General features: G+C 52.9%; 23 protein-coding genes and 1 riboswitch. Of the genes, 12 read left to right on the forward strand and 11 right to left on the reverse strand.

Annotation, left to right across the window (positions count from 1 at the left end):
* Nucleotides 1-109 precede the first annotated feature (109 nt).
* From metG to G6041_RS01985, 7 genes are all read right to left on the reverse strand, one after another.
* The gene (metG, locus tag G6041_RS01955) at nucleotides 110-2,143 is read right to left on the reverse strand and encodes a methionine--tRNA ligase (protein ID WP_041460452.1); all 2,034 of its coding nucleotides are present in this window, start codon (nucleotides 2,141-2,143) and stop codon (nucleotides 110-112) included.
* Nucleotides 2,144-2,297: 154 nt separating this feature from the next.
* Nucleotides 2,298-3,572: an efflux RND transporter periplasmic adaptor subunit gene (locus G6041_RS01960; RefSeq protein ID WP_046377235.1), complete on the reverse strand. Its 1,275-nt coding sequence runs from the start codon at nucleotides 3,570-3,572 to the stop codon at nucleotides 2,298-2,300.
* Nucleotides 3,565-5,136 (reverse strand): TolC family protein, encoded by a 1,572-nt coding sequence (locus tag G6041_RS01965; RefSeq protein ID WP_012124294.1) that lies wholly within the window; start codon nucleotides 5,134-5,136, stop codon nucleotides 3,565-3,567. Before G6041_RS01965 ends, G6041_RS01960 begins: the two co-directional genes overlap by 8 nt.
* The gene (locus tag G6041_RS01970; RefSeq protein ID WP_012124295.1) at nucleotides 5,039-6,316 is read right to left on the reverse strand and encodes an ABC transporter permease; all 1,278 of its coding nucleotides are present in this window, start codon (nucleotides 6,314-6,316) and stop codon (nucleotides 5,039-5,041) included. The genes G6041_RS01965 and G6041_RS01970 overlap by 98 nt, the downstream gene beginning before the upstream one ends.
* Nucleotides 6,276-6,986, reverse strand: coding sequence for an ABC transporter ATP-binding protein (locus G6041_RS01975; RefSeq protein ID WP_041460455.1), 711 nt, complete (start codon nucleotides 6,984-6,986; stop codon nucleotides 6,276-6,278). The genes G6041_RS01970 and G6041_RS01975 overlap by 41 nt, the downstream gene beginning before the upstream one ends.
* A 30-nt stretch (nucleotides 6,987-7,016) precedes the next feature.
* Entirely contained in the window at nucleotides 7,017-7,871 is an 855-nt protein-coding gene (locus tag G6041_RS01980) for a hypothetical protein (RefSeq protein WP_012124297.1), read from the reverse strand.
* A 48-nt stretch (nucleotides 7,872-7,919) separates the two neighbouring features.
* Entirely contained in the window at nucleotides 7,920-8,390 is a 471-nt protein-coding gene (locus tag G6041_RS01985) for a hypothetical protein (protein WP_124753121.1), read from the reverse strand.
* Nucleotides 8,391-8,670: 280 nt separating this feature from the next.
* Between G6041_RS01985 and G6041_RS01990 the strand changes: the two genes are divergently transcribed.
* On the forward strand, nucleotides 8,671-9,009 hold the full coding sequence (locus tag G6041_RS01990) for a putative T6SS immunity periplasmic lipoprotein (protein WP_012124298.1): 339 nt from the start codon (nucleotides 8,671-8,673) through the stop codon (nucleotides 9,007-9,009).
* 136 nt (nucleotides 9,010-9,145) lie between these two features.
* Complete coding sequence (gene apbC / locus G6041_RS01995; protein WP_004388666.1) at nucleotides 9,146-10,255, forward strand: iron-sulfur cluster carrier protein ApbC; 1,110 nt, start codon at nucleotides 9,146-9,148, stop codon at nucleotides 10,253-10,255.
* 56 nt (nucleotides 10,256-10,311) lie between these two features.
* On the opposite strand, the gene G6041_RS02000 is transcribed toward apbC, so the two are convergent.
* On the reverse strand, nucleotides 10,312-10,752 hold the full coding sequence (locus G6041_RS02000) for a GNAT family N-acetyltransferase (RefSeq protein WP_007776469.1): 441 nt from the start codon (nucleotides 10,750-10,752) through the stop codon (nucleotides 10,312-10,314).
* 98 nt (nucleotides 10,753-10,850) lie between these two features.
* On the opposite strand from G6041_RS02000, the gene G6041_RS02005 reads away from it, so the two are divergent.
* From G6041_RS02005 to G6041_RS02025, 5 genes are all read left to right on the forward strand, one after another.
* A complete protein-coding gene (locus G6041_RS02005) occupies nucleotides 10,851-12,536 on the forward strand; it encodes a sensor histidine kinase (RefSeq protein WP_007889684.1) in 1,686 nt (561 codons plus the stop codon).
* On the forward strand, nucleotides 12,533-13,258 hold the full coding sequence (gene btsR / locus G6041_RS02010; RefSeq protein ID WP_012124300.1) for a two-component system response regulator BtsR: 726 nt from the start codon (nucleotides 12,533-12,535) through the stop codon (nucleotides 13,256-13,258). The genes G6041_RS02005 and btsR overlap by 4 nt, the downstream gene beginning before the upstream one ends.
* Nucleotides 13,259-13,368: 110 nt before the next feature.
* Complete coding sequence (locus tag G6041_RS02015) at nucleotides 13,369-14,913, forward strand: methyl-accepting chemotaxis protein (protein ID WP_012124301.1); 1,545 nt, start codon at nucleotides 13,369-13,371, stop codon at nucleotides 14,911-14,913.
* Nucleotides 14,914-15,130: 217 nt separating this feature from the next.
* Entirely contained in the window at nucleotides 15,131-16,108 is a 978-nt protein-coding gene (locus G6041_RS02020; RefSeq protein ID WP_007851202.1) for a hypothetical protein, read from the forward strand.
* Between the two features lie 7 nt (nucleotides 16,109-16,115).
* A complete protein-coding gene (locus tag G6041_RS02025) occupies nucleotides 16,116-16,721 on the forward strand; it encodes a hypothetical protein (RefSeq protein ID WP_012124302.1) in 606 nt (201 codons plus the stop codon).
* A gap of 75 nt (nucleotides 16,722-16,796) precedes the next feature.
* On the opposite strand, the gene G6041_RS02030 is transcribed toward G6041_RS02025, so the two are convergent.
* Nucleotides 16,797-18,521, reverse strand: coding sequence for an ABC-F family ATP-binding cassette domain-containing protein (locus G6041_RS02030; RefSeq protein WP_012124303.1), 1,725 nt, complete (start codon nucleotides 18,519-18,521; stop codon nucleotides 16,797-16,799).
* Nucleotides 18,522-18,880: 359 nt separating this feature from the next.
* The gene (locus G6041_RS02035) at nucleotides 18,881-19,207 is read right to left on the reverse strand and encodes an RcnB family protein (RefSeq protein WP_032976974.1); all 327 of its coding nucleotides are present in this window, start codon (nucleotides 19,205-19,207) and stop codon (nucleotides 18,881-18,883) included.
* A gap of 231 nt (nucleotides 19,208-19,438) precedes the next feature.
* Between G6041_RS02035 and G6041_RS02040 the strand changes: the two genes are divergently transcribed.
* The 5 genes from G6041_RS02040 (at nucleotide 19,439) to fbaB (ending at nucleotide 23,669) form a co-directional block, all read left to right on the forward strand.
* Entirely contained in the window at nucleotides 19,439-19,756 is a 318-nt protein-coding gene (locus tag G6041_RS02040; RefSeq protein ID WP_041460456.1) for a DUF1493 family protein, read from the forward strand.
* Nucleotides 19,757-19,871: 115 nt separating this feature from the next.
* Complete coding sequence (locus G6041_RS02045) at nucleotides 19,872-20,444, forward strand: hypothetical protein (RefSeq protein ID WP_012124305.1); 573 nt, start codon at nucleotides 19,872-19,874, stop codon at nucleotides 20,442-20,444.
* Between the two features lie 310 nt (nucleotides 20,445-20,754).
* Nucleotides 20,755-20,851: riboswitch (TPP riboswitch) on the forward strand.
* Between the two features lie 33 nt (nucleotides 20,852-20,884).
* Nucleotides 20,885-21,682 carry a hydroxyethylthiazole kinase gene (gene thiM / locus G6041_RS02050; RefSeq protein ID WP_012124306.1) on the forward strand — a complete coding sequence of 266 codons (798 nt, stop codon included), beginning with the start codon at nucleotides 20,885-20,887 and terminating at the stop codon, nucleotides 21,680-21,682.
* Nucleotides 21,669-22,469 (forward strand): bifunctional hydroxymethylpyrimidine kinase/phosphomethylpyrimidine kinase, encoded by an 801-nt coding sequence (thiD, locus tag G6041_RS02055; protein ID WP_012124307.1) that lies wholly within the window; start codon nucleotides 21,669-21,671, stop codon nucleotides 22,467-22,469. The genes thiM and thiD overlap by 14 nt, the downstream gene beginning before the upstream one ends.
* 147 nt (nucleotides 22,470-22,616) lie before the next feature.
* The gene (gene fbaB / locus G6041_RS02060) at nucleotides 22,617-23,669 is read left to right on the forward strand and encodes a class I fructose-bisphosphate aldolase (protein ID WP_041460696.1); all 1,053 of its coding nucleotides are present in this window, start codon (nucleotides 22,617-22,619) and stop codon (nucleotides 23,667-23,669) included.
* A 727-nt stretch (nucleotides 23,670-24,396) separates the two neighbouring features.
* Here fbaB and yegS read toward each other — a convergent pair.
* Nucleotides 24,397-25,296 carry a lipid kinase YegS gene (gene yegS / locus G6041_RS02065; RefSeq protein WP_012124309.1) on the reverse strand — a complete coding sequence of 300 codons (900 nt, stop codon included), beginning with the start codon at nucleotides 25,294-25,296 and terminating at the stop codon, nucleotides 24,397-24,399.
* Nucleotides 25,297-25,522: the final 226 nt, after the last annotated feature.

Raw genomic sequence — 25,522 nt, forward strand, 5'->3', positions numbered from 1 at the left:
ATCCTGTATCCCGCAGGCAAAAAGGCGATAACCACGACGCTGGACGAAAAAAGGGGAGATAAGCATCTCCCCTTCGTTTTATGGCGCTGCTGGCGCGCTGGGCGTCAGGTTATTTCACCTGCTGGCCCGGCTTCGCGCCGCTGTCCGGGCTTAACAGGAAGATATCTTTCCCGCCAGGGCCTGCGGCCATCACCATGCCTTCTGAGATACCGAAACGCATTTTACGCGGCGCGAGGTTCGCCACCATAACGGTCAGGCGGCCAATCAGCGCTTGCGGGTCCGGGTAAGCGGAGCGGATGCCGGAGAAGACATTACGTTTTTCGCCGTCCAGATCCAGCGTCAGGCGCAGCAGTTTGTCAGAGCCGTCCACAAATTCCGCGTTTTCAATCAGCGCCACGCGCAGGTCGATTTTCGCGAAATCGTCAAACGTGATGGTCTCCTGAATCGGATTTTCCGCCAGCTCGCCAGTCACCGGTGCCGCCGCCGCTTTCACTTCTTCTTTGGACGCTTCCACTAACGCCTCCACCTGTTTCATCTCAATACGGTTATAGAGTGCTTTAAAGCTGTTCACTTTATGGCCGAGCAGCGGGGCGTTTACGCCATCCCAGGTCAGCTCGACATTCAGGAACGCTTCGGCACGGGCGCACAGCTCCGGCAGTACCGGCTTCAGGTAGGTCATCAGCACGCGGAACAGGTTGATACCCATAGAGCAAATCGCCTGCAGATCGGCGTCGCGGCCTTCCTGTTTGGCAACTACCCACGGTGCCTGCTCATCCACGTAGCGGTTCGCGAGGTCAGCAAGCGCCATGATTTCGCGGATAGCCTTACCAAACTCACGGCTCTCCCATGCCTCGCCAATCACGGCTGCGGCGTCGGTGAAGGTCTGGTAGAGCGCCGGATCAGCCAGTTCAGCGGCTAATTCACCGTCAAAACGTTTGGCGATAAAGCCCGCGTTGCGCGACGCCAGGTTGACCACTTTGTTGACGATGTCGGCGTTCACACGCTGCACGAAATCTTCCAGATTCAGGTCGATATCGTCGATGCGGGAGGAGAGCTTCGCCGCGTAGTAGTAGCGCAGGCTGTCGGCGTCGAAATGGTTCAGCCAGGTGCTGGCCTTGATGAACGTGCCGCGCGATTTAGACATTTTCGCGCCGTTGACCGTCACGTAGCCGTGGACAAACAGGTTGGTTGGTTTACGGAAACCGCTGCCTTCGAGCATTGCAGGCCAGAACAGGCTGTGGAAGTAGACGATATCTTTACCGATGACGTGATACAGCTCGGCGTCAGAATCTTTTTTCCAGTACTCGTCAAAGCTCACGGTATCGCCGCGCTTGTCGCACAGGTTTTTGAACGAGCCCATGTAGCCGATAGGCGCATCCAGCCAGACGTAAAAATATTTGCCTGGCGCGTTCGGGATTTCAAAACCGAAGTAGGGCGCGTCGCGGGAGATATCCCACTGCTGCAGGCCGGATTCAAACCACTCCTGCATTTTGTTCGCCACCTGCTCCTGGAGCGCGCCGGAGCGGGTCCACGCCTGCAGCATTTCGCTGAAAGACGGCAGATCGAAGAAGAAGTGTTCAGAATCACGCATCACCGGCGTGGCGCCGGAAACGACCGATTTCGGCTCGATAAGCTCCGTCGGGCTGTAGGTCGCGCCGCAGACTTCGCAGTTATCGCCGTACTGATCCGGGGATTTACATTTCGGGCAGGTGCCTTTTACAAAACGGTCCGGCAGGAACATGCCTTTTTCCGGGTCGTAGAGCTGCGAAATGGTACGGTTTTTAATAAAGCCGTTTTCTTTGAGGCGAGTATAAATCAGCTCCGACAGCACGCGGTTTTCGTCGCTGTGCGTAGAGTGATAGTTGTCATAGCTGATGTTAAAGCCCGCAAAATCGGTCTGATGCTCTTTGCTCATCTCGGCAATCATCTGCTCCGGCGTAATGCCAAGCTGCTGGGCCTTGAGCATGATAGGCGTGCCGTGGGCGTCGTCGGCGCAGATGAAATTAACCTCGTGGCCGCGCATTCGCTGGTAACGGACCCAGACATCAGCCTGGATGTGCTCCAGCATATGGCCGAGGTGGATGGAGCCGTTGGCGTACGGCAGCGCGCACGTTACCAGAATTTTTTTCGCGACTTGAGTCATAGTGAGTATTACGTCTTCTGTGGCAAATGGGGCAGTCATAGTACCCGAATCCACCCGCGTTGAGTACCGCGCGGCGGTAAAAGCGCGCAAAAATGACGATAAACGCTCCTGTTCTACGCTCGCTATACATAATGAACAGACAGAATGCGTTAGCTTATTTTAAGGGAACCTCAATATAGCCTGCTTCCAGTCCTTTTACCTCAATACCTTGTACAACCGATTTACCGGTTTTAACTTCAATTTTTTTTATGGGGCCTTCCTCTGCAGCACGATAGTTTACCCATGTAACCCCGTTGATATCCTGATGCAGCGCCTCCGGGGGAACGGCAATTCCCTTCTCATTCATATAAAGTATTATCGCCAGATGTGCACTCATACCTATTCTGGCTCCTTTTGATGGCGTATCTACTGAAATGATGACATCGTAATAGACCGACATTCCTGAAGCATCTGCTGCATCACTCTGAACGGCAATAGCGCTGACATGACCCTCCAACTCTTCTCCGACAAATCCATCTCCGGTTATTTTTACTGGCATGCCTTCATGTATTCTATGTATGTCTGACTCTTCGACTTTTGTCACGACCTGCAAATGATCGAGACTGACAAGTGTTAAAAGGGGTGTTCCCTGGTTTACCGGCATTCCTGGCTGAATAACGATTTTTTTACTATTTTCCATCGGTGACTGTCGAACTATAACCCCTGCAAAAGGCGCTGTGATAATTTGGCGTTGAGATTGGGCGAGCAACATTTGAAATCGCGCTTGTGCATTAACCAGATTTAACCTGGCAAGTTCATACTCTTCACCCTGGCCTTTCAGTTCAATAACATTGAGTTCATCCTGAGAGGCGGATAAATCTTGTTGTTGAGAACGTAATTGCGCTTCAAGCGAATCAACCTCCATACGGGCAACGATGCCGCGTTTGAATAATAATTGCGTTTCCCGCAAATTTGCATATGTTGCATTCAAGCTATCCTGTGAGGCCTTTAAGGCTCTCCTGGCCCGGACAACGTCTGGGCTGTTGCTCCAGTTTTTTAATTGATGCAGTTCTCGCTGTGCCTTTAACAAATCTCCCTGTGCCTGACGTAACTGGATTTGAATTTGCTCAGGATTAATGTGAGCCAGTATCTGATTAGCCGCAACACGTTGACCTTCCTGTACCATTATTTCTTTAATGACACCTTCAAACGGAGCTGAAAGAGTTTGCTGACGTACTGCCTCAATACGCCCAACCAGTCCAATATTTTGCTCCAGCCTTTCTGGTCTTATCTGAAGCCAATTTTTATCAACGACTTGAACTTTTTGCTCATCTTCCTTTAGTAATATTAGCCCCAAGCCAGTAATAAATGCTATAACTAAAAAAAATAGTAAAAAAGGCTTCAGGCGCGCTGTTGTTAAATATTTAGATGCTAAAGGAAAATTAATCATTAATTGTTATGTCCCAACTTTGCAGGGTAGTACCCAGTTGCTGATCCAGTTCAGCCTGGGCATTAAGATAATTTATTAGCGTATTCAGACGCGCATTTTCAGCATTGCGAAGATCATTTTCATAACTCAATACCTGGAAGTTACTTGAACGTCCTACGGTAAGCTTCTCACGTTCGATCTCCAGCTTACGAAGGGATAGATCCCGGGCACGTTGCGAGATTTCATATTGCCGCCAGCGAGCGTTAATATCTCGCACTGCGTTCGTTACCTCTCGCTCCAGTTGCTGGTGAGCTTCGGCAAGCTGGATTCCACTGTTACGTACATTTACCCTGGCCTGTACTTCTGCCTGGTGGATACTCATGTCATTGACCGGTATTTCGACCTGTATGCCTACGTAGTTCTCCCATGTCCTGGATACCCCAGACTGATTATCTCGTCTGCGCACTTGATTGGCTCCACCAACAAGGGATACATCCCATTGGCTATTATTGTGAGCTACTGCCAGGTCAATATTTGCCTGCTCATTTTCAATAAGCTTTATGAGCCATTGCGGCTGGGAGTATTCTGCTTGCTTTATAGCCTGTACAACATCAACTTTTGTATCATGTGCCTGAAGTGATTCGGTTGCTTCTATTGGCGTGTTTAAATCGAGAGAGAGTAATTGCAATAACTCCAGACGCTTTGCGTCAAGGTCATTACGGGCTTGTTCAAAATTTAGTTCCTGAGAGGCAACCTCAGCTTCTGCCTGTACAATCTCAAATTCAGCCATTCTTCCTGCAGCAATCATTGCCCGGTTAACATCAACTAATTTATGTGATCGATTAAGAGATTCGCGAGCAATTTTTAGCTGCTCTTGTGCCTGCAATAATGCTCTGTAAGAAGTAATGATCCCGGTGACAGTTTGTGAAATTATTGATTTTAAATTAAGCCGGTTAATTTGCTCACTCAGTTGTGCCAAGCGAACAGGTGCTGTTGCAATATTTTTACCGGCACCACGCAGTAAAGGTTGAATGACAGTGATGCTGACACCATCGTTTGTGGAAAAGCCAGCCATATTCGCTTTTGTATTAATATAGTTCCATCCAAGGCTTACTCTTGAACCATAAGGTGTCAGGATAGTGGTTTTTGGTGACACAGCCCCCTGACGATAACGGTCATCCTGGTTATATGTGGCAAGATAATTGCCGCTAAGCGTCAATTTCGGGTTGAATCTGTCTTGAGACACTGTAAGATCAAATTTCTGAGAAATACGGTTCAAATAAGCGCTACGTATAGCACGATTGTTTCGGAGTCCCAAATAAATAGCATCTCCCAATGTCATTTCAATTTTCTGTGCATGCAATGAGATGTCTGGGGAGTTAAAAGTTAAATTTTTTTCTTGCCCGGCAGAAACAGCCTGTTCATTTGAAAACGAATAAGCATCTACACTGACAGGCACAAATAGTATTGATATTGCTATTAAAATTTTAATCATCACGTAATGCCTGGACAGGAGATAAACGCGCCGCAGAGACTGCTGGCGATAGCCCAAATAAAAGCCCTGTAATTGCTGCGCCGCCAACACCCAGCATAAAACCTGAGGGATATAATGAGAAAGTTCCCCAGCCAGAGTAATAGACAAATAACCAGGCTGTAATAAGGCCCATAAGTGCGCCGGTAAGTTCTCCCAGACCAGTAAGAACGGTGGATTCAATTAAGAAAAGTAATGCGATATCTTTAGGTCTGGCTCCTAACGCTATACGGACGCCAATTTCACGACGCCTTTCAACAACGTTCATCACCATAACATTCATAACACCGACTCCACCAACCAAAAGCGCTATTCCTCCAAGACCAGAAAGGAACCAGGAAAACAGGCGTGACTGTTTTTCCATACCTTTAAGTAATTGTTGAGGGAATTGTACGCTTATTTCAAAACCGGAAATTTTTTTTGCTAGCCAGTTGCGTAAAATATGGGCATTTTGAACGACGTGATCATAATCATGATTACGAACAAGAACACTTGTAATGTATGGATTAGGAAATATACGACGCATACTGTCTATGGGCACAAAAATGGAATCATTAACGGAAAAAGGTACCAATGGGTTTTGCTCATCACTTTTGATTATCCCTATTACCTCGAAAAGGTACCCGGCAAGCTGAATATGATCCCCCGGCTTGATGTCTTTCCCTGCATTTTCCAATTGATTAGCGATATTTCCTCCCAGAACTGCATAAGTATTCCCCGTATCATATATGCTAAGAAATCGTCCCACTTTGAGATGCAGGCCCAAAACATCTGATAATTTATCAGTGCTCCCTATCGTTGTTACGTTCAATACTTGTCCTTTGAAAAGAGCATCTATATTTGCTGAGACTAAAGGGGCTACTGCAATTGTTTCAGGAATCAGTGTGTTTAAATCACTGGTATTTAAGGTTGTATTAACCGAAATTGTCTCGTTTCGGTTACCAACAGGCAGTTGAATAGTCGCTGCAATCATATCGGTACCCATCCCTTTGAAGACGCTCATTGCCTGTAATTGCGCATTGTGACCAATATTTAGTAACGCAACGACGGCCATACAACCTATAGCGATTCCAATGAGAGCCAGAAATGCACGACGACCGAGGAGCCTTAAGTTTTCCTGAGATTCTCGTAAAATGTGTAAGCAAGATGGACCATAGACGAGTTTTAATTCTGAGTATATGAATGTATTGCGTTTAGCCGTTGGCATGAGATCTTTCACTGATAGTACCATCATGTACTTCTATACAACGAAACATACAGCCAGCAAGGTTTTTATCGTGCGTCACTAACAGAAGTGTTGTTTTTTCTGTTTGATTTAGTGACATTAATAAATTAATAATGCCTTCGGCATTTTTGCTATCGAGATTACCGGTAGGCTCATCGGCCAACAACAATATGGGTTCGCCTATTAATGATCGTGCGATAGCCACACGCTGGCGCTGCCCACCTGAGAGATCGGCGGGTTTATACTGGATTTTGTCGCTTAGCCCAACACGATTCAGCTGTATCTTCGCTGCCTTATAGGCATTTGATTTAGATACGCCGCGATAGAAAAGCGGTAATGCGACGTTATCTAATATTGTAAGGCGTGGTAAAAGATTATAGCTTTGAAAGACAAAGCCAATGATTTGGTTTCTGGCTATTGCTCTTATTTCACTATTAGCTTGTGACATTTCAGTGCCATTGATAAATACACTTCCAACATTAGGTTTATCTAAAAGGCCAATGATGTTGAGCAACGTGCTTTTCCCTGATCCTGAAGCGCCAACAATAGCGCAACTTTGACCATGGGGAATTGACAATGAAATGTTATTTAATATAACCTGCCGGGAAAGGTCTTTAGGATATGAATGAGAAATATTTCTCAGGCAAATTATATCTTTATTGTATTGAACCTCTGTCATTGTTCGTGATTTTATCTTTTCATCTCAACTTCATTTCTGAGAAATAAATGCGTCTAATAGTGTTTTGTTTTCCGGGAAAGAAGTGGTAAGGAAGCTCTGGGGATCATGGAGCAATTTCCCATCAACCAAACTGAAGCCATTTTTCAGTCCTTTCTCCGTGACAGTGAATACGCCATTGACGTTACGCCAGTCTGGTTCTTCCGTTTTTAATGTCACTTCACTGGCAGTTTCAATAATATAATTTTTTTGTCCTTTACCCTCGTAAGTAGCGAATTTAGCACCCAAATTTTGACCATTTACCACTGCTTCAAGGAAATCGAAATTGGCTTTGTGCGAAAATGAATAGCCTGCGTCTAATTCATAGTTCAAAAAGCCTGTGTCAAGAACGGAGCCGGAAAAGCCTTTACTACTTTTAATTCTTGTTGCAGTAGCAGTATCAGCTTCTGTAAATATGAAGGTTTGCTGATGTCCTTCCATATCAAACATGGTTCCATCATTGACGTTTGCCATTACACCGTTAAACATTCGATACGTTCCCAGGTCATGCGCTAAGTCGTCAACATATCTCAAGTCAGCACCCTCATTTTGAGCCTGCTCGTATAAGTCAGATAATATACTCCGATCTTGAGTTGTTAAAAAATTAACAGAAGACATATTCATGTTATTAACATTTAGCTGTGTTTGAACAGGAGGGGTAGAATCACTGTCACCAAAAAGGCGAGACATCATTATCCCTTTACCACTAAAGCTAATGTTCGCAATCGCTGACTCTGTATTTTCTTGTGTTCTGTTTAATTTAACAGGCTGAGAGGAAATGGTTTTCAAACGGGTGCCTGACGTATCCTGCATCTGTTTGTATGTTACGTATGATTGATTGATCATCATAATTGATATCCCTCTCGCCTGTGGTTAGTTAATTACATCTATTGGTACTTAGTAAGAAAACTCGACGGTGACGCTTTCGTTACGTGATGGCTGTAACGTCTCTGATGGTGCGCCTGTAACAGTATGGCGCAGAGAAATCCGACTGCCAGCATCGAAACGTACATCATTCAACGCCGTGGTTGATGATGAAGAACCGCTGCTTACCGGAATACAACGTGTTGGGCCTGACTGATAAGGTTGATATATGCATAATTCCGTCGTGTGCGTATAAGCAGCGGGATATGCGGCCGAATCAAAGCGAATCAGAGTCAATGTTTTGGTTGGGTTTGCAGAGCCTTTTTGAAAGTCAGCAACCTGGAATGTAAACAAGGTTGACGTAACAGGCGCTGTGCCAGCGGAGTAAAGACGGATTGAAGATGGCACTACTGTCTTTGTAATGGATCCCGTCGCTGCCATTGCAGGCAGAGAAGCAGCACATGCAGCCAGTGCTAAAGATAAATAAACAAGATTTTTTCTCATTGTTTTTCCATATAAAATTCCATTTTTACACAGAACTGAGTATACCGTTTTGAGCCCTTAAGGTGCTTTTGCTTCCAACATTTGCAAAATAACCCTAAGTCTGGAGTAACGGCAGAGAATCCATTTACTTTAGCCACCAAAAATAATAGGTGACCAGGGAAAATCCCTTTTGCCTGCTCGCTTCATGGTTTTCTTATCTTCAAAGGCTGATTTAACACCATAGATAACACTTTTGGTAAGGAAGACGATGGGAACACCGACAAAAGACTTATCGCCAGATATGAAAACGTTATCGGCTATTTTCCTGATGTCGCTGGTTAATTTAACCGGCTGCGTGGCTGACCAGGCGACGTTTAATCGCGCCGGGGACATGCGCATTATCAATGGCGAGGTTTGTATTTATACCGCGCAGGCCGGGCCGGGGGATGTCTTTACGCAGTATGCGGTTTATTCCATCGATGACCCAAACCCGAAGCGCCACGCGGTGCTTTTACCTGCGTATCAGACCTGTCTGCCAAACGGCGCTTATCAGAAGGGTGAAGCGTGGGTGGCAGAGTATGTGCTGATGAAGCCCGGCGGTGAACTGCAAAAATACGCCGTATCGTTTACCTCGCCCTGAAGCCAGACGCCCACATGCCTGCTTTAGCGCACATCAGGCTAACCCCTGTGGGCGTTTAATGTCGTCTTACTCCCCGCGACTCTGTTATGATTCTATGACTGCAATTTATTAACATCAGAACAACAAAGGAGTCGGGATGAATTCGCAATCCCAGGCCAAATCCCCCGAGGCGCTGCGTGCGCTGGTCGCCGGGACGTTAGCCAATTTCCAGCACCCCACCCTGAAGCACAACCTCACAGCGCTGAAAGCGCTGCATCACGTCGCCTGGCTTGATGACACCATCCACGTCGAGTTACAGATGCCGTTTGCCTGGCGCAGCGGTTTTGAGGAGCTGAAAGAGCAGGTGAGCGCCGAGCTGCTGCGTTTAACCGGTGCCAGCGCCATTGACTGGAAACTGTCGCACAGTATCGCCACCTTAAAACGTGTGAAAAACCAGCCGGGCGTGAACGGCGTGAAAAACATTATCGCGATCAGCTCCGGTAAGGGCGGGGTAGGGAAGTCCTCCACCGCCGTCAACCTGGCGCTGGCGCTCGCGGCGGAAGGCGCGAAAGTGGGCATTCTCGATGCCGATATCTACGGCCCGTCGGTGCCGACGATGCTCGGCGCGGAAGGCGAACGCCCGACCTCGCCGGACGGCACTCATATGGCGCCGATTATCTCTCACGGTCTTGCCACTAACTCCATTGGTTATCTGGTGACCGACGATAACGCCATGGTGTGGCGCGGCCCGATGGCGAGCAAAGCGCTGCTGCAACTGCTGCAGGAAACCATGTGGCCGGATCTCGACTATCTGGTGCTGGATATGCCGCCGGGCACCGGCGACATTCAGCTGACGCTCGCCCAGAACATTCCGGTGACCGGCGCGGTGGTGGTGACCACACCGCAGGACATCGCGCTTATCGATGCCAAAAAAGGCATCGTGATGTTCGAGAAAGTGGAAGTGCCGGTACTCGGCATTGTCGAAAACATGAGTATGCACATTTGCAGCAATTGCGGTCATCACGAGCCGATTTTCGGCACTGGCGGCGCGCAGAAGCTGGCGGAAACTTATCATACTCAGCTGCTGGGCCAGATGCCGCTGCATATCTCGCTGCGTGAAGATCTCGACCGCGGCCAGCCGACCGTTATCTCCCGCCCGGAGAGCGAATTCACCACGCTTTACCGCCAGCTGGCGGGCCGTGTGGCGGCGCAGCTCTACTGGCAGGGCGAAGTGATCCCGGGCGATATCGCGTTTCGCGCGGTGTAACGCCGGGAGCGTTTAGCGCCATGACAGACGCCTCCTCCGGGAGGCGTTTTTTATGGTCAGGATTTACGAAAATGCAGGAGCAGGTAAGCGCCCTCCGGTGCGTCACCGTGCCCCTCCTGCACCCAGCCGTGACGGGCGTAAAAGCGCAGCGCGCGTTCGTTTTTTTCAAGACATTTAAGCGCGCCGGTGCCGGTAAACCGCGCCTGTACGGCCTCAAGCAGGGCCGCGCCGACGCCGCGCCCCTGAGCGTCCGGGGCGACAAACAGGTGATGCAGAAAATTGTCGTTTTCGGCGATGGACGCAAACCCGAGCCGGTGACCGTCCGCCTGCGCCACCAGAATCGTTTCGCCAAGCGTGTCGGCGTCAAAATCCTCCAGTTGCCATTCGCTGCCATCAAGCCACGGCCAGCCTTCGCGCCGGGCGTGTAAATAGATCGTGCGTAAAAACGGACGATCGCTCTCTTCCCAGGGCCTGATCTCCACTGCGTTTTTCTTCATTAACGACACTCACTTACCGTTTTTTGGGTTTCTTCATAGAAAGTTATGGCACAGCAGCGTATTTTACGCGCTCTTAATTATCAGCGCGGAGCGTGGGCGTGTACGAGTTCAATCTGGTGTTATTGCTGCTCCAGCAGATGTGCGTGTTTCTGGTGATCGCCTGGGTGATGAGTAAAACGCGGTTGTTTATCCCGCTGATTCAGGTCTCGATTCGCCTGCCGCATAAGCTGTTGTGCTACGTCACGTTCTCCTGTTTTTGCATTATGGGCACCTATTTCGGGCTGCATATTCAGGATTCCATTGCCAATACCCGCGCCATCGGCGCCGTCATGGGCGGCCTGCTCGGCGGGCCGCTGGTGGGCGGGCTGGTGGGGCTTACCGGCGGTCTGCATCGCTATTCGCTCGGCGGCATGACCGCGCTGAGCTGCATGGTGTCAACGATTGTTGAAGGGCTGCTCGGGGGCATCGTTCATAGCTGGCTGATTCGCCGCGGGCGCACCGATAAAATCTTCAACCCTTTTACCGCAGGCGCAATTACGCTGGTGGCGGAGCTGGTGCAGATGGGCATTATTCTGCTGATCGCGCGCCCGTTCGGCGACGCGCTGCATCTGGTGCAAAATATCGCCGCGCCTATGGTCGTTACCAATACCATCGGGGCCGCGATGTTCATGCGTATTCTGCTCGACAAGCGCGCCATGTTTGAGAAATACACCACGGCGTTTTCGGCCACCGCGCTCAAGGTTGCCTCCGCAACAGAGGGCATTCTGCGCCAGGGGTTTAACGTCGAAAACAGCATGAAGGTGGCGCAGGTGATTCGCCAGGAGCTGGAGATAGGCGCGGTCGCCATTACCGATCGCGAACAACTGCTGGCATTTACCGGCATCGGTATGGATCACCATCTGCCTGGTAGCCCGATTTCATCCCCCTGGACGCTACGGGCAATTGAATCCGGCGAAGTGGTCTACGCCGATGGCAACGAAGTGCCGTACCGCTGTTCGCTGCACCCAAACTGTAAGCTCGGCTCGACGCTGGTCATTCCGCTGCGCGGCGAGAACCGCAAGGTGGTCGGCACCATTAAGCTGTATGAGCCGAAGCACCGTCTGTTCAGCTCGATTAACCGCACGCTGGGAGAAGGGATCGCGCAGCTGCTTTCCGCGCAAATTCTGGCGGGCCAGTATGAACGCCAGAAGCAGCTACTCACCCAGTCGGAGATCAAACTGCTGCACGCCCAGGTGAACCCGCATTTTCTCTTTAACGCGCTGAACACGCTGATGGCGGTGATCCGACGCGACAGCGATCAGGCCTGCCAGCTGGTGCAATATCTCTCAACGTTTTTTCGCAAAAACCTTAAGCGCCCTACGGATGTGGTGTCGCTCGCCGATGAAATCGACCATGTAAACGCCTATCTGCAAATTGAACAGGCGCGGTTTCAGTCGCATTTGCAGGTGAGCATGAACCTGCCCGATGAGCTGCGCCATATCCGGCTGCCCGCGTTTACGCTGCAACCGATCGTTGAGAACGCCATTAAGCACGGCACGTCGCAGCTCTTGGGCCCTGGCGAAATCGCCCTGCGCGCCAGCCGCGACGACGATCATCTGGTGCTGGAAATTGAAGACAACGCCGGGCTCTATCAGCCCAACGCCGCCAGCAACGGCCTTGGCATGAGCCTGGTGGATAAACGACTGCGCGCGCGCTTCGGCGACGAGTGCGGCATTTCGGTCGCCTGTGAGCAGGACCGCTTTACCCGGATTACCTTACGTTTACCGCTGGAGGGAACGACATGATTAGCGTGCTGATTGTCGATGACGAGCCGCTGGCGCGGGAAAATTTGCGCCTGCTGCTGAAAGAGGAGGCGGATATCGAGGTGGTGGGCGAATGCGCCAACGCCGTCGAAGCCATCGGCGCGGTACACCGCCTGCGCCCGGATGTGGTCTTTCTCGATATCCAGATGCCGCGCATCTCGGGCCTTGAAATGGTCGGCATGCTCGACCCCGACACCCGCCCGTGGATTGTTTTTCTGACCGCGTTTGACGAATACGCCGTAAAAGCGTTTGAAGAGCACGCGTTTGATTATCTGCTCAAGCCCATTGAGACCGCGCGCCTGCAAAAGACGCTGATGCGGATGCGTAATGAACGCCGCGAGCAGGATATGACGCCCATCACCGAGCGCCAGGAGGCGCTGAAGTTTATTCCTTGCACCGGCCATAGCCGTATCTGGCTGCTGCAAATGGAGGACGTGGCGTTTGTCGCAAGCCGCCTGAGCGGCGTTTATGTCACCAGCAGCCAGGGGCAGGAGGGTTTCACGGAGCTGACGCTGCGCACGCTGGAGAGCCGCACGCCGCTGATGCGCTGTCACCGGCAGTATCTGGTCAATATGGCGCACCTGAAGGAGATCCGGCTGGAGGAGAATGGCCAGGCGGAGTTGCTGCTGCGCCACGGCCAGACGGTGCCGGTTAGTCGTCGTTACCTCAAAACCCTGAAAGAGGCGCTCGGGCTGCGCGGATAATCCGCAATTATCGCGGCGGTAAAATAAATGTTACCTCCCCGTACATCTTTTTCCTCGCTTGCCTATAACGGGAGGATATATCCGTATCAGGCAAAAATGAGGACTTTTTGATGGGCCTGCTTAAAGACTTTTCTATCCGCGCAGTGATGCTGACGGTGCTCGGCGTACTCTGTGTGTTATGGGCGGCCGTGGGCGTCTACAGCGTCTATTCGCTCTCGGCGATGGCCGATGGTAACCGCGTCGACCGCCAGCTGGTGTCGCAGATGACCGTGCTCAGCAAAGGCAACGATCAGTATTTCCGCTTCGTCACCCGTCTGACCCGCGCCATGGAAAACGGCACGCCGGACGCCAAATCGCTCGAATCCGCGCAGCAGGCGCTCGACAACATGTCGCGCCAGCTCGACGCGTTTAAACAGCTTTCTCCCGGCCCGCTCGATCCGGCCGTATCACAACAGGTGATCGCCGACTGGCAGAAGCTGCTGGATGACGGCGTGATCCCGCAGATGAAACTGGCGCGTGAAGGCACGCCGGACGCGTACCGCGCCCATGCCGGCAAAGTGACGCCGGTATTCAGCCGCGCGTTTGGCGCGAGCGCCGAGAAATTCAACGCCGCGGCGGGCGCCAAGCTTGATGCCACCCGCGAGCGCGTCGACAGCATGACCGTCACCACCAAAACGGTGATTATTATCGCGGTGATTATTGGCCTGCTGCTTCTGCTGCTGACCGACCGCTATCTGGTGGCGATGCTGGTGAAGCCGCTTGAGAAGATCCGCAACCATTTCACGCTGATTGCCGGTGGCGATCTCAGCCAGCCGGTGGAGCCGTTTGGCCGCAACTGCGTTGGTAAACTGGTGCCGCTCCTGACCGCGATGCAGGATCAACTGCGCGAAGCGGTTAGCGCCATTCGCCACGGCAGCGAAAATATCTGGCGCGGCGCGTCGGAAATTTCGGCGGGCAATAATGACCTTTCATCCCGTACCGAAGAGCAGGCCGCAGCGCTTGAGCAGACCGCCGCCAGTATGGAAGAGCTAACTTCTACCGTGCGCCTTAACGCCGAAAACGCCCGTCAGGCGAGCGAGCTGGCGCATGCTGCCTCGGAAAACGCCGGTAAAGGCGGCCAGCTGGCGCAAAATGTTATCGAGACCATGCAGGGCATTTCCGGCAGCTCGAAGAAAATCGCTGATATTACCAGCGTGATTAACAGTATTGCGTTCCAGACCAATATTCTGGCGCTCAACGCCGCCGTAGAAGCGGCGCGTGCAGGCGAACAGGGCCGCGGCTTCGCGGTGGTTGCAGGCGAAGTGCGTAACCTCGCGAGCCGCAGCGCCGAAGCCGCGCGTGAAATCGAAACGCTCATCACCGAATCGGTCGAGCGTATCGAGAAAGGCTCTGAGCTGGTCAACGCGGCGGGCGATTCGATGGCGGAAATCTACCGCGGCGTTTCCAACGTCAGCACGATCATCAAACAGATAGCCTCGGCGTCTGAAGAGCAGAGCAAGGGCATCTCGCAGGTGGGTATCGCCATCACTCAGATGGATACCGTCACCCAGCAGAACGCCTCGCTGGTGGAGCAGGTGTCCGCCGCCGCCGCCGCGCTGGAGCGCCAGACCGAAGAACTGCAAAGCACCGTGCAGAAGTTCCGCCTCTCGGCCTGATATTCGTCGTCGTTGTATTAAAAAAGCCGCCTGTGAGGGCGGCTTTTTGGTTTTCCTTATGAATATCTCTTGGCCTCTGGTATTTGGCCTACGATTAAGCTATGAAGTAACTCACAAAAAACAGGGGCATAACTCTCTATTAGGAATGTTCTTAATTTTTTTATTTATATAAATTTATAGCCTTGCTCTACCTCAACGGATTTAGAAGGAAAAAGTCATGTCAGACTATTTATCAGGGATGAATGCGCCTAATAACCTCCCTTCTTTCGATAAGCCAGTAACGTGGGGCGGGCCTGGAACGGTAGATTTTAATTTCCATGCGCTTGCAAAAGAATTGGATCGAACACGCGACTTTAATCGTGTAGGCATCATCTATTCTAATGGAGTTAACGATTGGCTTGTAAGACCTTCACGACGTATAGCAACGCCAAATGAGACGAATGTCAGTCATGTAATTATTACGAAGGTAAATGATACATCACTGCAAAATGCAGGGAAAGCTATTACAAAACCGCTTCAGGCACCTTCATTAACAACAGAAATAACCTCAACTGCAATATCCTGCGGTGCATTAGTTGCTACTGCCTTAATTGCTGTGAGTGCAACACTTGTCATACCTTTTACTGCTGGAGCAACGGGGATCCTGGCGGGAATAATGACAGCCGGAACAGTGGCTACAGGTTTCCAGTGTGCGGTAGGTGTAGGTCGTCTATTTGCTATAGGATATGGCTACGAAGAAAATGTTGCCTGGTTTGATTCCCAGGATTGGTATACCTCTACCATGACAGCGCTTGATGTTATTTCTCTTGCTGGGGCAAGTGTGGGCCTGAGAAGTACAATAAAAGCTTATATGGCGATGAAAGCGGGTTCTTCAGCGAAAGCACTGGATTGGCTCAGGACACTGAGCAGGCATGAGCGTAAACGTATAACTATTGAAATTATACGCAACAGAAATCCTGGTATTTCTAATGACGGGATTAAAGCGCTCATTAAAGCCGGTGCTTACCCAAGCCGATTTCCAACAGAAGCATTACAAAAAAGTTTGCAGTATGAATTAATTAAAGCATTCAATAACGCCTCTGCCTTTGCGGGAAGCGCCGTCTCCGGAACCATCAGAAACCCGCAAAATTTACAAAATACCGGAAAATTTGTAGTGGGTATTATTCAGTCTGTCTCACTCGCCGGGAGCCGTTAGAACAGGGATGATTAATTATTTAAAAAGAAGCCTGCAACTGGGTCGCCTTGTAGAGCATGGTCTTCAAAACAAGCGGCCCGAGGCACTGGAGCAGCTTAAAACGCAGCTCAAAGAACAAGTTCGTCTGCCCACGGGGTGGCGGAGCCTTGGGATGCCACTGGTATTAGCAATGGTTATGGCTGTACTTAGCTTCGCCATTCCCCAAATTTCTTTTTGGGTGGCTATTTCGCAGAGTTTAGGGTTAGCGGAAAGTGCATTCTTCATTGGCATGCTCGTCAGCAATTTTCTTTTTTGTGTGCTGATCATCCCTGCAATGACAGGGGTTGCAAGAGGGGATCTCCGCGCCTTGCAGTTATGGCTGGCATTGGTGGCGATAGCGGTATTCGTGAGCGCGCTATTTTTTATGAGCGTGCTTGTGTCTTTACTTTCCTCCGAAGGAGTTGTGCGCTGGGATATTATTGGCGCTCTGCTGGGTATAATGTTTTCGGTATTCAGCGTGCGTTGTATCAATAGCAAGTTATTTATGGAAACCGTCGCCCTTGGCTTTTATAACCGTATTCTGCGCGAGCAGGCTAAATATCAGGCTTACCAGCCAGGCGTAATGAAACGATAAACATCCATCTGCGTATCCTTTTACTTTTATATTAATAAGAAAGACCCTCCTTTATGGAGAGTCTTTCTTGCTGTTTTATTCCAGCCCCAGCGCGGCGCTGAGGTGCGCTATCTCCTTACGCCACTCAGCCTGCAGGGCGAGTTTCTGGTGGCGCGGTTTGCGTTCGAGATCGGCGTTGAGCCGCGTCTCCAGCTCAATCAGCCGCTCCAGCAGGCGCGCGTCACTGTGCTCATCAGGCGGCGTGGCGAGTGCCGCAGGTGCCTCATTCTCTGCCTCCTGCGTCGGCGCTGCGCGCAGACGCGCCATCAGCGCTTCCATATTGTGCCACTCGCTTAAACCGCCATCTTCCACGAGCCAGAAGCGGTTACAGCTCGCCTCCATCAGCGTTCTGTCGTGCGTCACCAGCAACAGCCCGCCTTCGAACGTTTGCAGCGTTTGCGCCAGCGCCTCTTTACCTTCCATATCGAGATGGTTGGTCGGCTCGTCGAGCATCAGCAGCGAATAGCGCGCGAGCGACAGGCCGACAAACAGCAGGCGCGAGCGCTCGCCGCCGCTCAGCGTGTCGACCCGCTGCCCGTGCCGCGCCCACGGGAAACCGGCGCTGATAAGCGCAAGCTTACGCTGTTGCAACTCAGGCGCGAACGGCTCCAGCGCCTCCAGCAACGTGGCGTTATCCGGTAACTGATGCAGCGACTGATCGTAATACCCAAGGGACACGCGCGGATGGAAGGTGACGCCGGGAACCGTTTCCCCTGTTTGCCACTGTCGCCACAGCAGGCGCAGCAGCGACGACTTCCCGCAGCCGTTATGCCCAAGCAGCGCCACGCGATCCCCGCTTTTGAGCCGCGCCAGCGGCAGGGTAAAGAGCGTCGGGGCATCAGGTGCCGCGCTGACGGCCAGATTTCCCAGCTCCAGCAGGCGATCCGCCGCCAGCGCGTCGCCGGAAAGCGTCAGTCGCCAGCGGCTGCCCTGCGCCAGTTCGGTTTGCTCCTCTTTGAGCCGCGCCACCTGTTTTTCCATCTGTTTGGCTTTGCGCGCCAGATCTTCGTTGTCATAAACCTGTCCCCACGTGGCGAGCCGTTTTGCACTCGCCGTCACGCGGTCAATCTCTTTTTGCTCCGCTTTATGGCGCAGGGCATCGCTCTCATCCCGCGCCGCCAGCGCCGCGCGTGCCTGCGTACAGGGGAGATCGAACGCCTGAAGCTGACCGTCGCGCAATATCCAGGTGCGGTTGGTTACGCTGTCCAGCAGCGCGCTGTCGTGGGAGACCAGAATAAAGCTGCCGTTCCAGCGGGCCAGAAACTGCTCCAGCCACAACATCGTCGGGAGATCGAGATGGTTGCCTGGCTCGTCGAGCAACAGCAGATCGGGCGAGATAATCAGCGCCCGCGCCAGCAATAAGCGTGTGTGCTGGCCGCCGCTAAGCGAGCCCGCCGTCAGCGACCAGGCGGCCTCGGCAAAGCCCATATTCGCGAGCAACGCCTGCGCCCGCCAGGCGCTGCATTCACGCTCGGCCTCAGGCAGCCTGGCCAGCAGCGCGTCCAGCAGCGTCTGCTGATGCAGTTCGTCGGGCAGATGCTGCTCCACGCGCGCCAGCAGACAGCGCGCCGCGCGCGTCACAACGCCTTCGGCAGGCGCAATGGTGCCGTCCAGCGCTTTCAGAAGCGTGCTTTTGCCGCAGCCGTTATGACCGATAAGGCCAATGCGGTCGCCTTTTTTCAGGGTAAAGGAAAGGGTGTTCAGCACCGGGCCAAACGGGGAATCAATGCGCAGGGAGTGCGCCGTCAGTAATGTGCTCATCGCTTACTCAGAATTTTCAGGCATAACAATGCCTCGTCAAACATCGCTGACGATAATCTGGTAAGCCCTGGAGAAGGGTGATGTGATGGGATCTTCGCTCAGGGGCCAGTTATCGCAGCACGATACCGGTAATGCCTGAGCTCTGGCGATCGCCAAAATGATGTGAATAGTCAAACAATTCACAGCACAGCATAAGAGTCCTCCTTTTATATTCATCAGGTTGATAGGTAGAGCGAGTGTAGCGGGCAGCGCGTTTAAGCACCACTACGCGTATTAAGGGGTGTGAGCGAAAAAACGTTTTGGAAAGGGGAGATATAAGACGCGCCTGAGCGTCGGGCCTGCTTCAGGCGCTAGAAGGATTAACGGTGGTAGAAAATATCGCCGTTCATGGCGCGCACGACTTTACCTTCGGCGTCGGTGATAAGCACGTAGTAGCCGCCCATGTAGGTCCAGTGGGTGCCAGCTTCCGGGGCGGGCAGGTTGCGGATCTGCCACTGTTTGATGTTGTACTGCTCGGTGCGGTAGAGGTCCGGCACGATGTCGCCGATGGTGTATTTTTTGGAATCGGAGTGAAACTCTTTCACTTCATAGCTATCGATGGATTTGGGTTTTACCGCATCTGCGGCGAATGCAGAGGCCACCGACATCAACAGCACTCCCGCTACGATCATTCTGGTTTTCAACATACCTTCTCCACATGTCAGGGCGCTGCGCCCCGTTGATTTTGTTACCGTCAGGCCGCTATCTTCCTGCGCCATTCCCGGCCGGGCAAGGCTAATTATGTATAAAAAAATGAAGCGGATAGCAATCGGCGCGGGGCTGATTTGGTGGGGCGTGCTTATGGGCTGCCAGAAGTGGTGGGTTATACTTATGTCATGATTGCAGGGATAATGAGATTGTCATCCATCGGACTATTTATGATGAGTACAGAAGACGGCGTTCGGGCGTTAATAAAAAAGCATTTCTGGGAGATGGCAGATGAAGATTCGTTAAGCACCGGGCAATATTGCGTCCTGCCAGAAGATGCGCACGCCTTCTTCGGGGAATACTTTGCTGTGTTCAATATGAATTATTCCTCTTTCGACTTCCGTAAATATTTTCCGCAAGAAGGGATATTTTTTCTGCCCAATGCGATTCTTCCCGACTATTTAAAAAGCGATAAGCATCAGCCTTCGCCGCTGACGGTGCAAATGCTGATTGCCTCGGCAAAGGCGGGGCGCTGGATTGTTGATTAACGCATTGAACACCTGAGGTTGTAATGCCATTATCGGAAGTCATTTTAAGTGACGCTGCAAGATCGTATAACGATTAATAACAGTAGTGACAAGATACTGGTAGTGGAAGACTGATATGAAATATGGTTTTGTATTCTTATGGCTAGTGGCGGGTACATGCGCGGCAACCCAAATGACGGGATTTGGCGCAAGGTATTACGATGATATTACTGAAGTCTATTCAGATAATCATGAAACCGATAAAGATCTGCTACCCGTTATTGCTATAGGAACCACCGAATACAAGTTTGAGGTTAACACGCTTGCATTTATCGCTAAGAATGCCGATGTAAAGGTAAATAAAGATAACCTGGCTTCCTGGATTTGCCTGAAATCAGGGGGCATCAATTATTGGTTTATTTCTGATAATGAGATGGGGGCGGGGGATTTAACCGCAGTTGCCATAGCGAAAGATGGATCGCCTTGTACACCTTACAAGGGAGTATTATACGTATCCGTTAAGGCGCCTGTGTTAACAACTAAAGAAGAAACAGAAAAATATTTTAAACATAAGCCTAAGAAAGATATCGTTATGTGCTACAAGGATATCGAAAAATCAGGTGAATACACGCAGAGTAACAGCATCATGTACTATCTGAAAGATGATAAGGTTCAGGGAGTTATTATTAGCCAGGGGACGACCAACTGACAGGCTCTTTTTCCGTAAGGTCAGGAATAATTTTTAATGAAACTCTGATGCTTATTTCTTTGATAATCGTGAAACCAATGGTAATGCCTCTTACTACGTCACTTACGCTCCAGCACCGCATCAATGCATCAGGGACAATGAAATCACCAGCAAATAAAGCCGGGCAGTCTGTATTTTTCATACTTAAAGCTTTTATATGCCCCTCAAACTGAGACGCAGCCTATTTTTTAGGGTTGAGTCTTTGGCTTGCCGCTGGCATGATCCACAACAGAGAGTAATGTAGCGTTAATCGCAACTTTTTGATTTTGCAGTAAATGACTCGGGGTGCCCTTCTGCGTGAAGGCTGAGAAATACCCGTATTACCTGATCTGGATAATGCCAGCGTAGGGAAGTCAGATGCCTGTCCGGTATCCCGTCTTCGCGCCTGGCAGGAGAGAACCATGTCTTCTGACCTGCTTTGCGGCTCGCACGCCGCGCCTGTTGTCACCCAACTTCGCCGTCACGCGCCGCTGGTACACTGCATTACCAATGATGTGGTGCAAAACTTCACTGCCAATGTCCTGCTCGCGCTTGGCGCCTCGCCCGCGATGGTGGTGGATACTGACGAAGCCGCGCAGTTCGCGGCCATCGCCGATGCCTTACTCATAAACCTCGGTACCCTAACACGCCCGCAGCAGCAGGCGATGCGGGCGGCTATCGACAGCGCCTGCGCGGCGGGCAAGCCGTGGACGCTTGACCCGGTCGCCGTCGGCGCGCTCACGCTGCGCACTGAATTTGCGCAGGAGATTCTGGCGCGTCGTCCCGCCGCCATTCGCGCTAATGCCTCGGAAATCCGCGCGCTGACAGGAGAAAGCGGCGGCGGGCGCGGCGTTGACGCAACCGAAAGCGCGCATCAGGCGCGTGAGGCGGCCCGTTTACTGGCGCGCCGCACCGGCGCGGTTGTCGCCGTGACCGGCGAGGTCGATTACATCACCGATGGCGAACGCACGGTCGCGGTTGAGGGGGGCACCGCGATGCTGACCCGCGTGGTGGGCACCGGCTGTGCGCTTTCGGCGGTCGTTGCTGCCTGCTGCGCGCTGCCGGGCGATCGCCTGGAGAATGTCGCAACGGCCTGCTGGCTGATGAAACGGGCGGGAGAAGAGGCGTTGACCGTCTCCCGTGGCCCCGGCAGTTTCGCCAGCGCGTTGCTGGATAATCTGCATGCGCAGGCGTTCGGAGGTGCTTATGAAACGCATTAACGCGCTCACCATCGCCGGTACCGACCCGAGCGGCGGGGCGGGGATTCAGGCCGATCTCAAAACCTTCTCGGCGCTCGGTGCTTACGGCACGTCCGTCGTCACGGCGCTGGTGGCGCAGAACACCCGCGGCGTGCAGTCGGTCTATCGCATCGAACCGTCGTTTGTCGCCGCCCAGCTTGATTCAGTGTTAAGCGATGTGCGCATCGACACGACGAAAATCGGCATGCTGGCAGAAACGGATATCGTCGAGGCCGTGGCGGAGCGGCTATCACGTTACCGCGTGCGCAATATTGTGCTGGATACGGTCATGCTCGCGAAAAGCGGCGATCCACTGCTGAGCCCGTCTGCCGTGCGCACGCTGCGCGAAAAGTTATTGCCGCAGGTGGCGATCATCACGCCGAATTTGCCGGAGGCGGCGGCGCTGCTGGAAGCCACCCACGCCCGCAGCGAAGCGGAGATGCGCCAGCAGGGCGAGGCGTTGCTGGCGCTCGGCTGTGGCGCGGTGCTGATGAAAGGCGGGCATCTGGATGACGCCGAAAGCCCCGACTGGCTCTTTACCCGCGAAGGCGCGACGCGCTTTACCGCTCCGCGCGTCATGACGAAAAACACCCACGGCACCGGCTGCACGCTCTCCAGCGCGCTTGCGGCGCTGCGTCCGCAGTATGCTGACTGGGTTGAAACGGTGACGGCGGCGAAGGCGTGGCTCACGAAAGCGCTGCAACAGGCGGATAGTCTGGAAGTAGGGGAGGGCATCGGGCCCGTCCATCATTTTCATGCATGGTGGTGAACCGTGCCAGCAGAATTAGCTGAAAATGCGCTCAGGTCTGGCAATCTGTGCTAATCAAGTCCAGGCTAAGAAGGCCCAGCTAAGGCGTGGGTAAGGAATCTTATCGTCCGGCAGGTCACCACCTGCCGACCATAACGGGAGCGTATGATGACTGATATTGCGCAGTTGCTCGGCAACGATGCCGATAGCCTGTTACAGCACCGCTGTACGACCATTTCCTCCGACCAGCTCTACCTGCCAGGGCCGGATTATGTCGATCGCGTGATGATCGATAACAACCGTCCGCCCGCGGTGCTGCGAAATATGCAGACTCTCTATAACACCGGTCGCCTTGCCGGCACCGGCTATCTGTCTATTCTGCCGGTGGACCAGGGCGTCGAGCATTCGGCGGGCGCGTCGTTTGCCGCCAATCCGATGTATTTCGACCCGAAAAATATCGTCGAGCTGGCGATTGAGGCGGGCTGTAACTGCGTGGCGTCAACGTATGGCGTGCTGGCGTCAGTCTCGCGGCGCTATGCGCACCGTATTCCGTTCCTGGTGAAACTCAACCACAATGAAACGCTCAGTTACCCCACGCAATATGACCAGACGCTGTACGCGAGTGTCGAGCAGGCGTTCAATATGGGCGCGGTGGCGGTCGGAGCGACTATCTATTTCGGCTCAGAAGAGTCGCGCCGCCAGATTGAAGAGATCTCCGCCGCGTTTGAGCGCGCGCACGAGCTTGGCATGGTGACGGTGCTGTGGGCGTATCTGCGCAACAGTCACTTCAAGAAAGATGGCGTCGATTACCACTCCAGCGCCGATTTGACCGGTCAGGCTAACCATCTGGCTGCCACCATTGGCGCGGATATCGTGAAGCAGAAAATGGCCGAGAATAACGGCGGCTATACCGCGCTGAAGTTCGGCTATACCGACGAGCGCGTGTATAGCAAGCTGACGAGCGACAACCCGATTGACCTGGTGCGTTATCAGCTTGCCAACTGCTATATGGGCCGCGCGGGGCTGATTAACTCCGGCGGCGCATCCGGCGGCGAGGCGGATCTCACCGATGCGGTGCGCACGGCGGTGATCAACAAGCGCGCAGGCGGCATGGGGCTGATTCTGGGACGTAAAGCGTTTAAGAAATCGATGGCCGACGGCGTGAAGCTGATTAATGCGGTGCAGGATGTGTATCTGGATAAGAAAGTGGCGATCGCCTGATGGCGGTTGTGGTTACGCAGCATAAACGCGCCTGCGGGCGCGTTTTTTGTGGCTGGGGTAAATGGTGGCGCGAGATAAACGGCGGGTGCGCTGCGCTTACCCGCCCTACGAAACCACAAAAGCCACCGCCGATGCCGTATGTTTTCCCTTGCGGCTGCCCTTTGGCCGCGAGCCGGGATTGTTAAGGGGGCGGCGGCGAGCCCCCTTAACACGTTCGCGTGAGTAAACATGACAGAGAGAATCTGCGTTGTGGCGAACGGAACAGGTCACCAGGCGTACATATTCCCGGGTTCCACGGTTCACCGGTGTTGAACAGGCAATGCCTTTCATTTGACGGCGGTGCTGATGGCGGGTGCGCTGCGCTTACCCGCCCTACGAAACCACAAAAGCCACCGCCGATGCCGTATGTTTTCCCTTGCGGCTGCCCTTTGGCCGCGAGCCGGGATTGTTAAGGGGGCGGCGGCGAGCCCCCTTAACACGTTCGCGTGAGTAAACATGACAGAGAGAATCCGCGTTGTGGCGAACGGAACAGGTCACCAGGCGTACATATTCCCGGGTTCCACGATTCACCAGTGTTGAACAGGCAATGCCTTTTATTTGACGGCGGTGCTGATGGCGGGTGCGCTGCGCTTACCCACCCTGGAACGTTTCATACCGCTGCATCTCTGGTAGGGCGGGTAAGCGTAGCGCACCCGCCGTCCCGAAAATCGCGATGCCACACATTCCTTTACTTAAGCAGCGGACAATCCGGCGGCAGGCGGCACTGCAGCGCGCCGGGCTCAACCACAATGCGGAAATGCTGTCCGCTCAGCGGCTCGCCGTCGAGGTTAAAGGTAATCTCATGCGGCGCGGTTATCTCAAACCAGGGCGAGGCACCATCGATAATATTCGGGCTCTCTTCCGGCTGCGTCAGCGTGGTAAACAGCGCAGGCAGCAACTCTTCGCCGGTAAAAATCCGCAAATGCAGCAGCCCGTCGTTAATCAGCGCCTCCGGGCACAGCTCCTGACCGCCGCCCGCCTGCCGCCCGTTACCGATGCCGATAACCAGCGCGTCGCCCTGCCAGTGAAAATTCTCGCCGCGAATTTCACAGCGATCCGCTTTCAGGGCGTCCATACGCATCAGCCCGTGGATCAGATACGACACCCCGCCGAGCGCGGCTTTTAAGCGCTCCGGCGTTTCAGTGGTGATGCGCGTACCGAAACCGCCCGTCGCCATATTGATAAACCAGGTTTTATCATTCACGTGCGCAATATCAATCGGCACCGCGCGGCCTTCAATGGCCAGCTTCAGCGCCAGTTCGATATCGTCCGGCACGGCCGCGCTGGTTGCGAAATCGTTCGCGGTGCCGAGCGGCAACAGGCCGAGCGCCGGACGTTTTTCCTGCGTGACACCCGCCAGCGCCGCCGCCACTTCATTAATGGTGCCGTCGCCGCCTGCCGCAATGACCGTCTGCGCGCCCTGGTCCGCCGCCTCACTGACATAGCGCGCCGCATCGCCTTTCTCCCAGGTCACGCGCACCTCTATCGGGTGGCCCTGGTCACGCAGCAGCTTCACGCTGCCGCGCAGGATCTCATTATCAGCGCTTTTACCATTTAATATCAGAAAAGAACCAGCGGAACGGGACATGAATACACTCCTTTGAATACGGATTCAGAGAGTTTATCGCAGAGTCTGGCGAGTCGCTTAAGAACTGGCTGAAAGGACAAAAAAATAAGCCTGCGTAAGGGAGATTACGCAGGCTGAAGGAGGTGGTTCCTGGTACAACGGGCATTTATGGATTATGTTTTTCAGCGCCGGGGATGATAACCGCTTTAAACATAACGGTTTGTGATCCCATTCGAAGAAACATTCG

The sequence above is a fragment of the Cronobacter sp. HA18003 genome (genome assembly GCF_011605905.1).
GTDB classification, from domain to species: Bacteria; Pseudomonadota; Gammaproteobacteria; order Enterobacterales; family Enterobacteriaceae; genus Cronobacter; species Cronobacter sakazakii.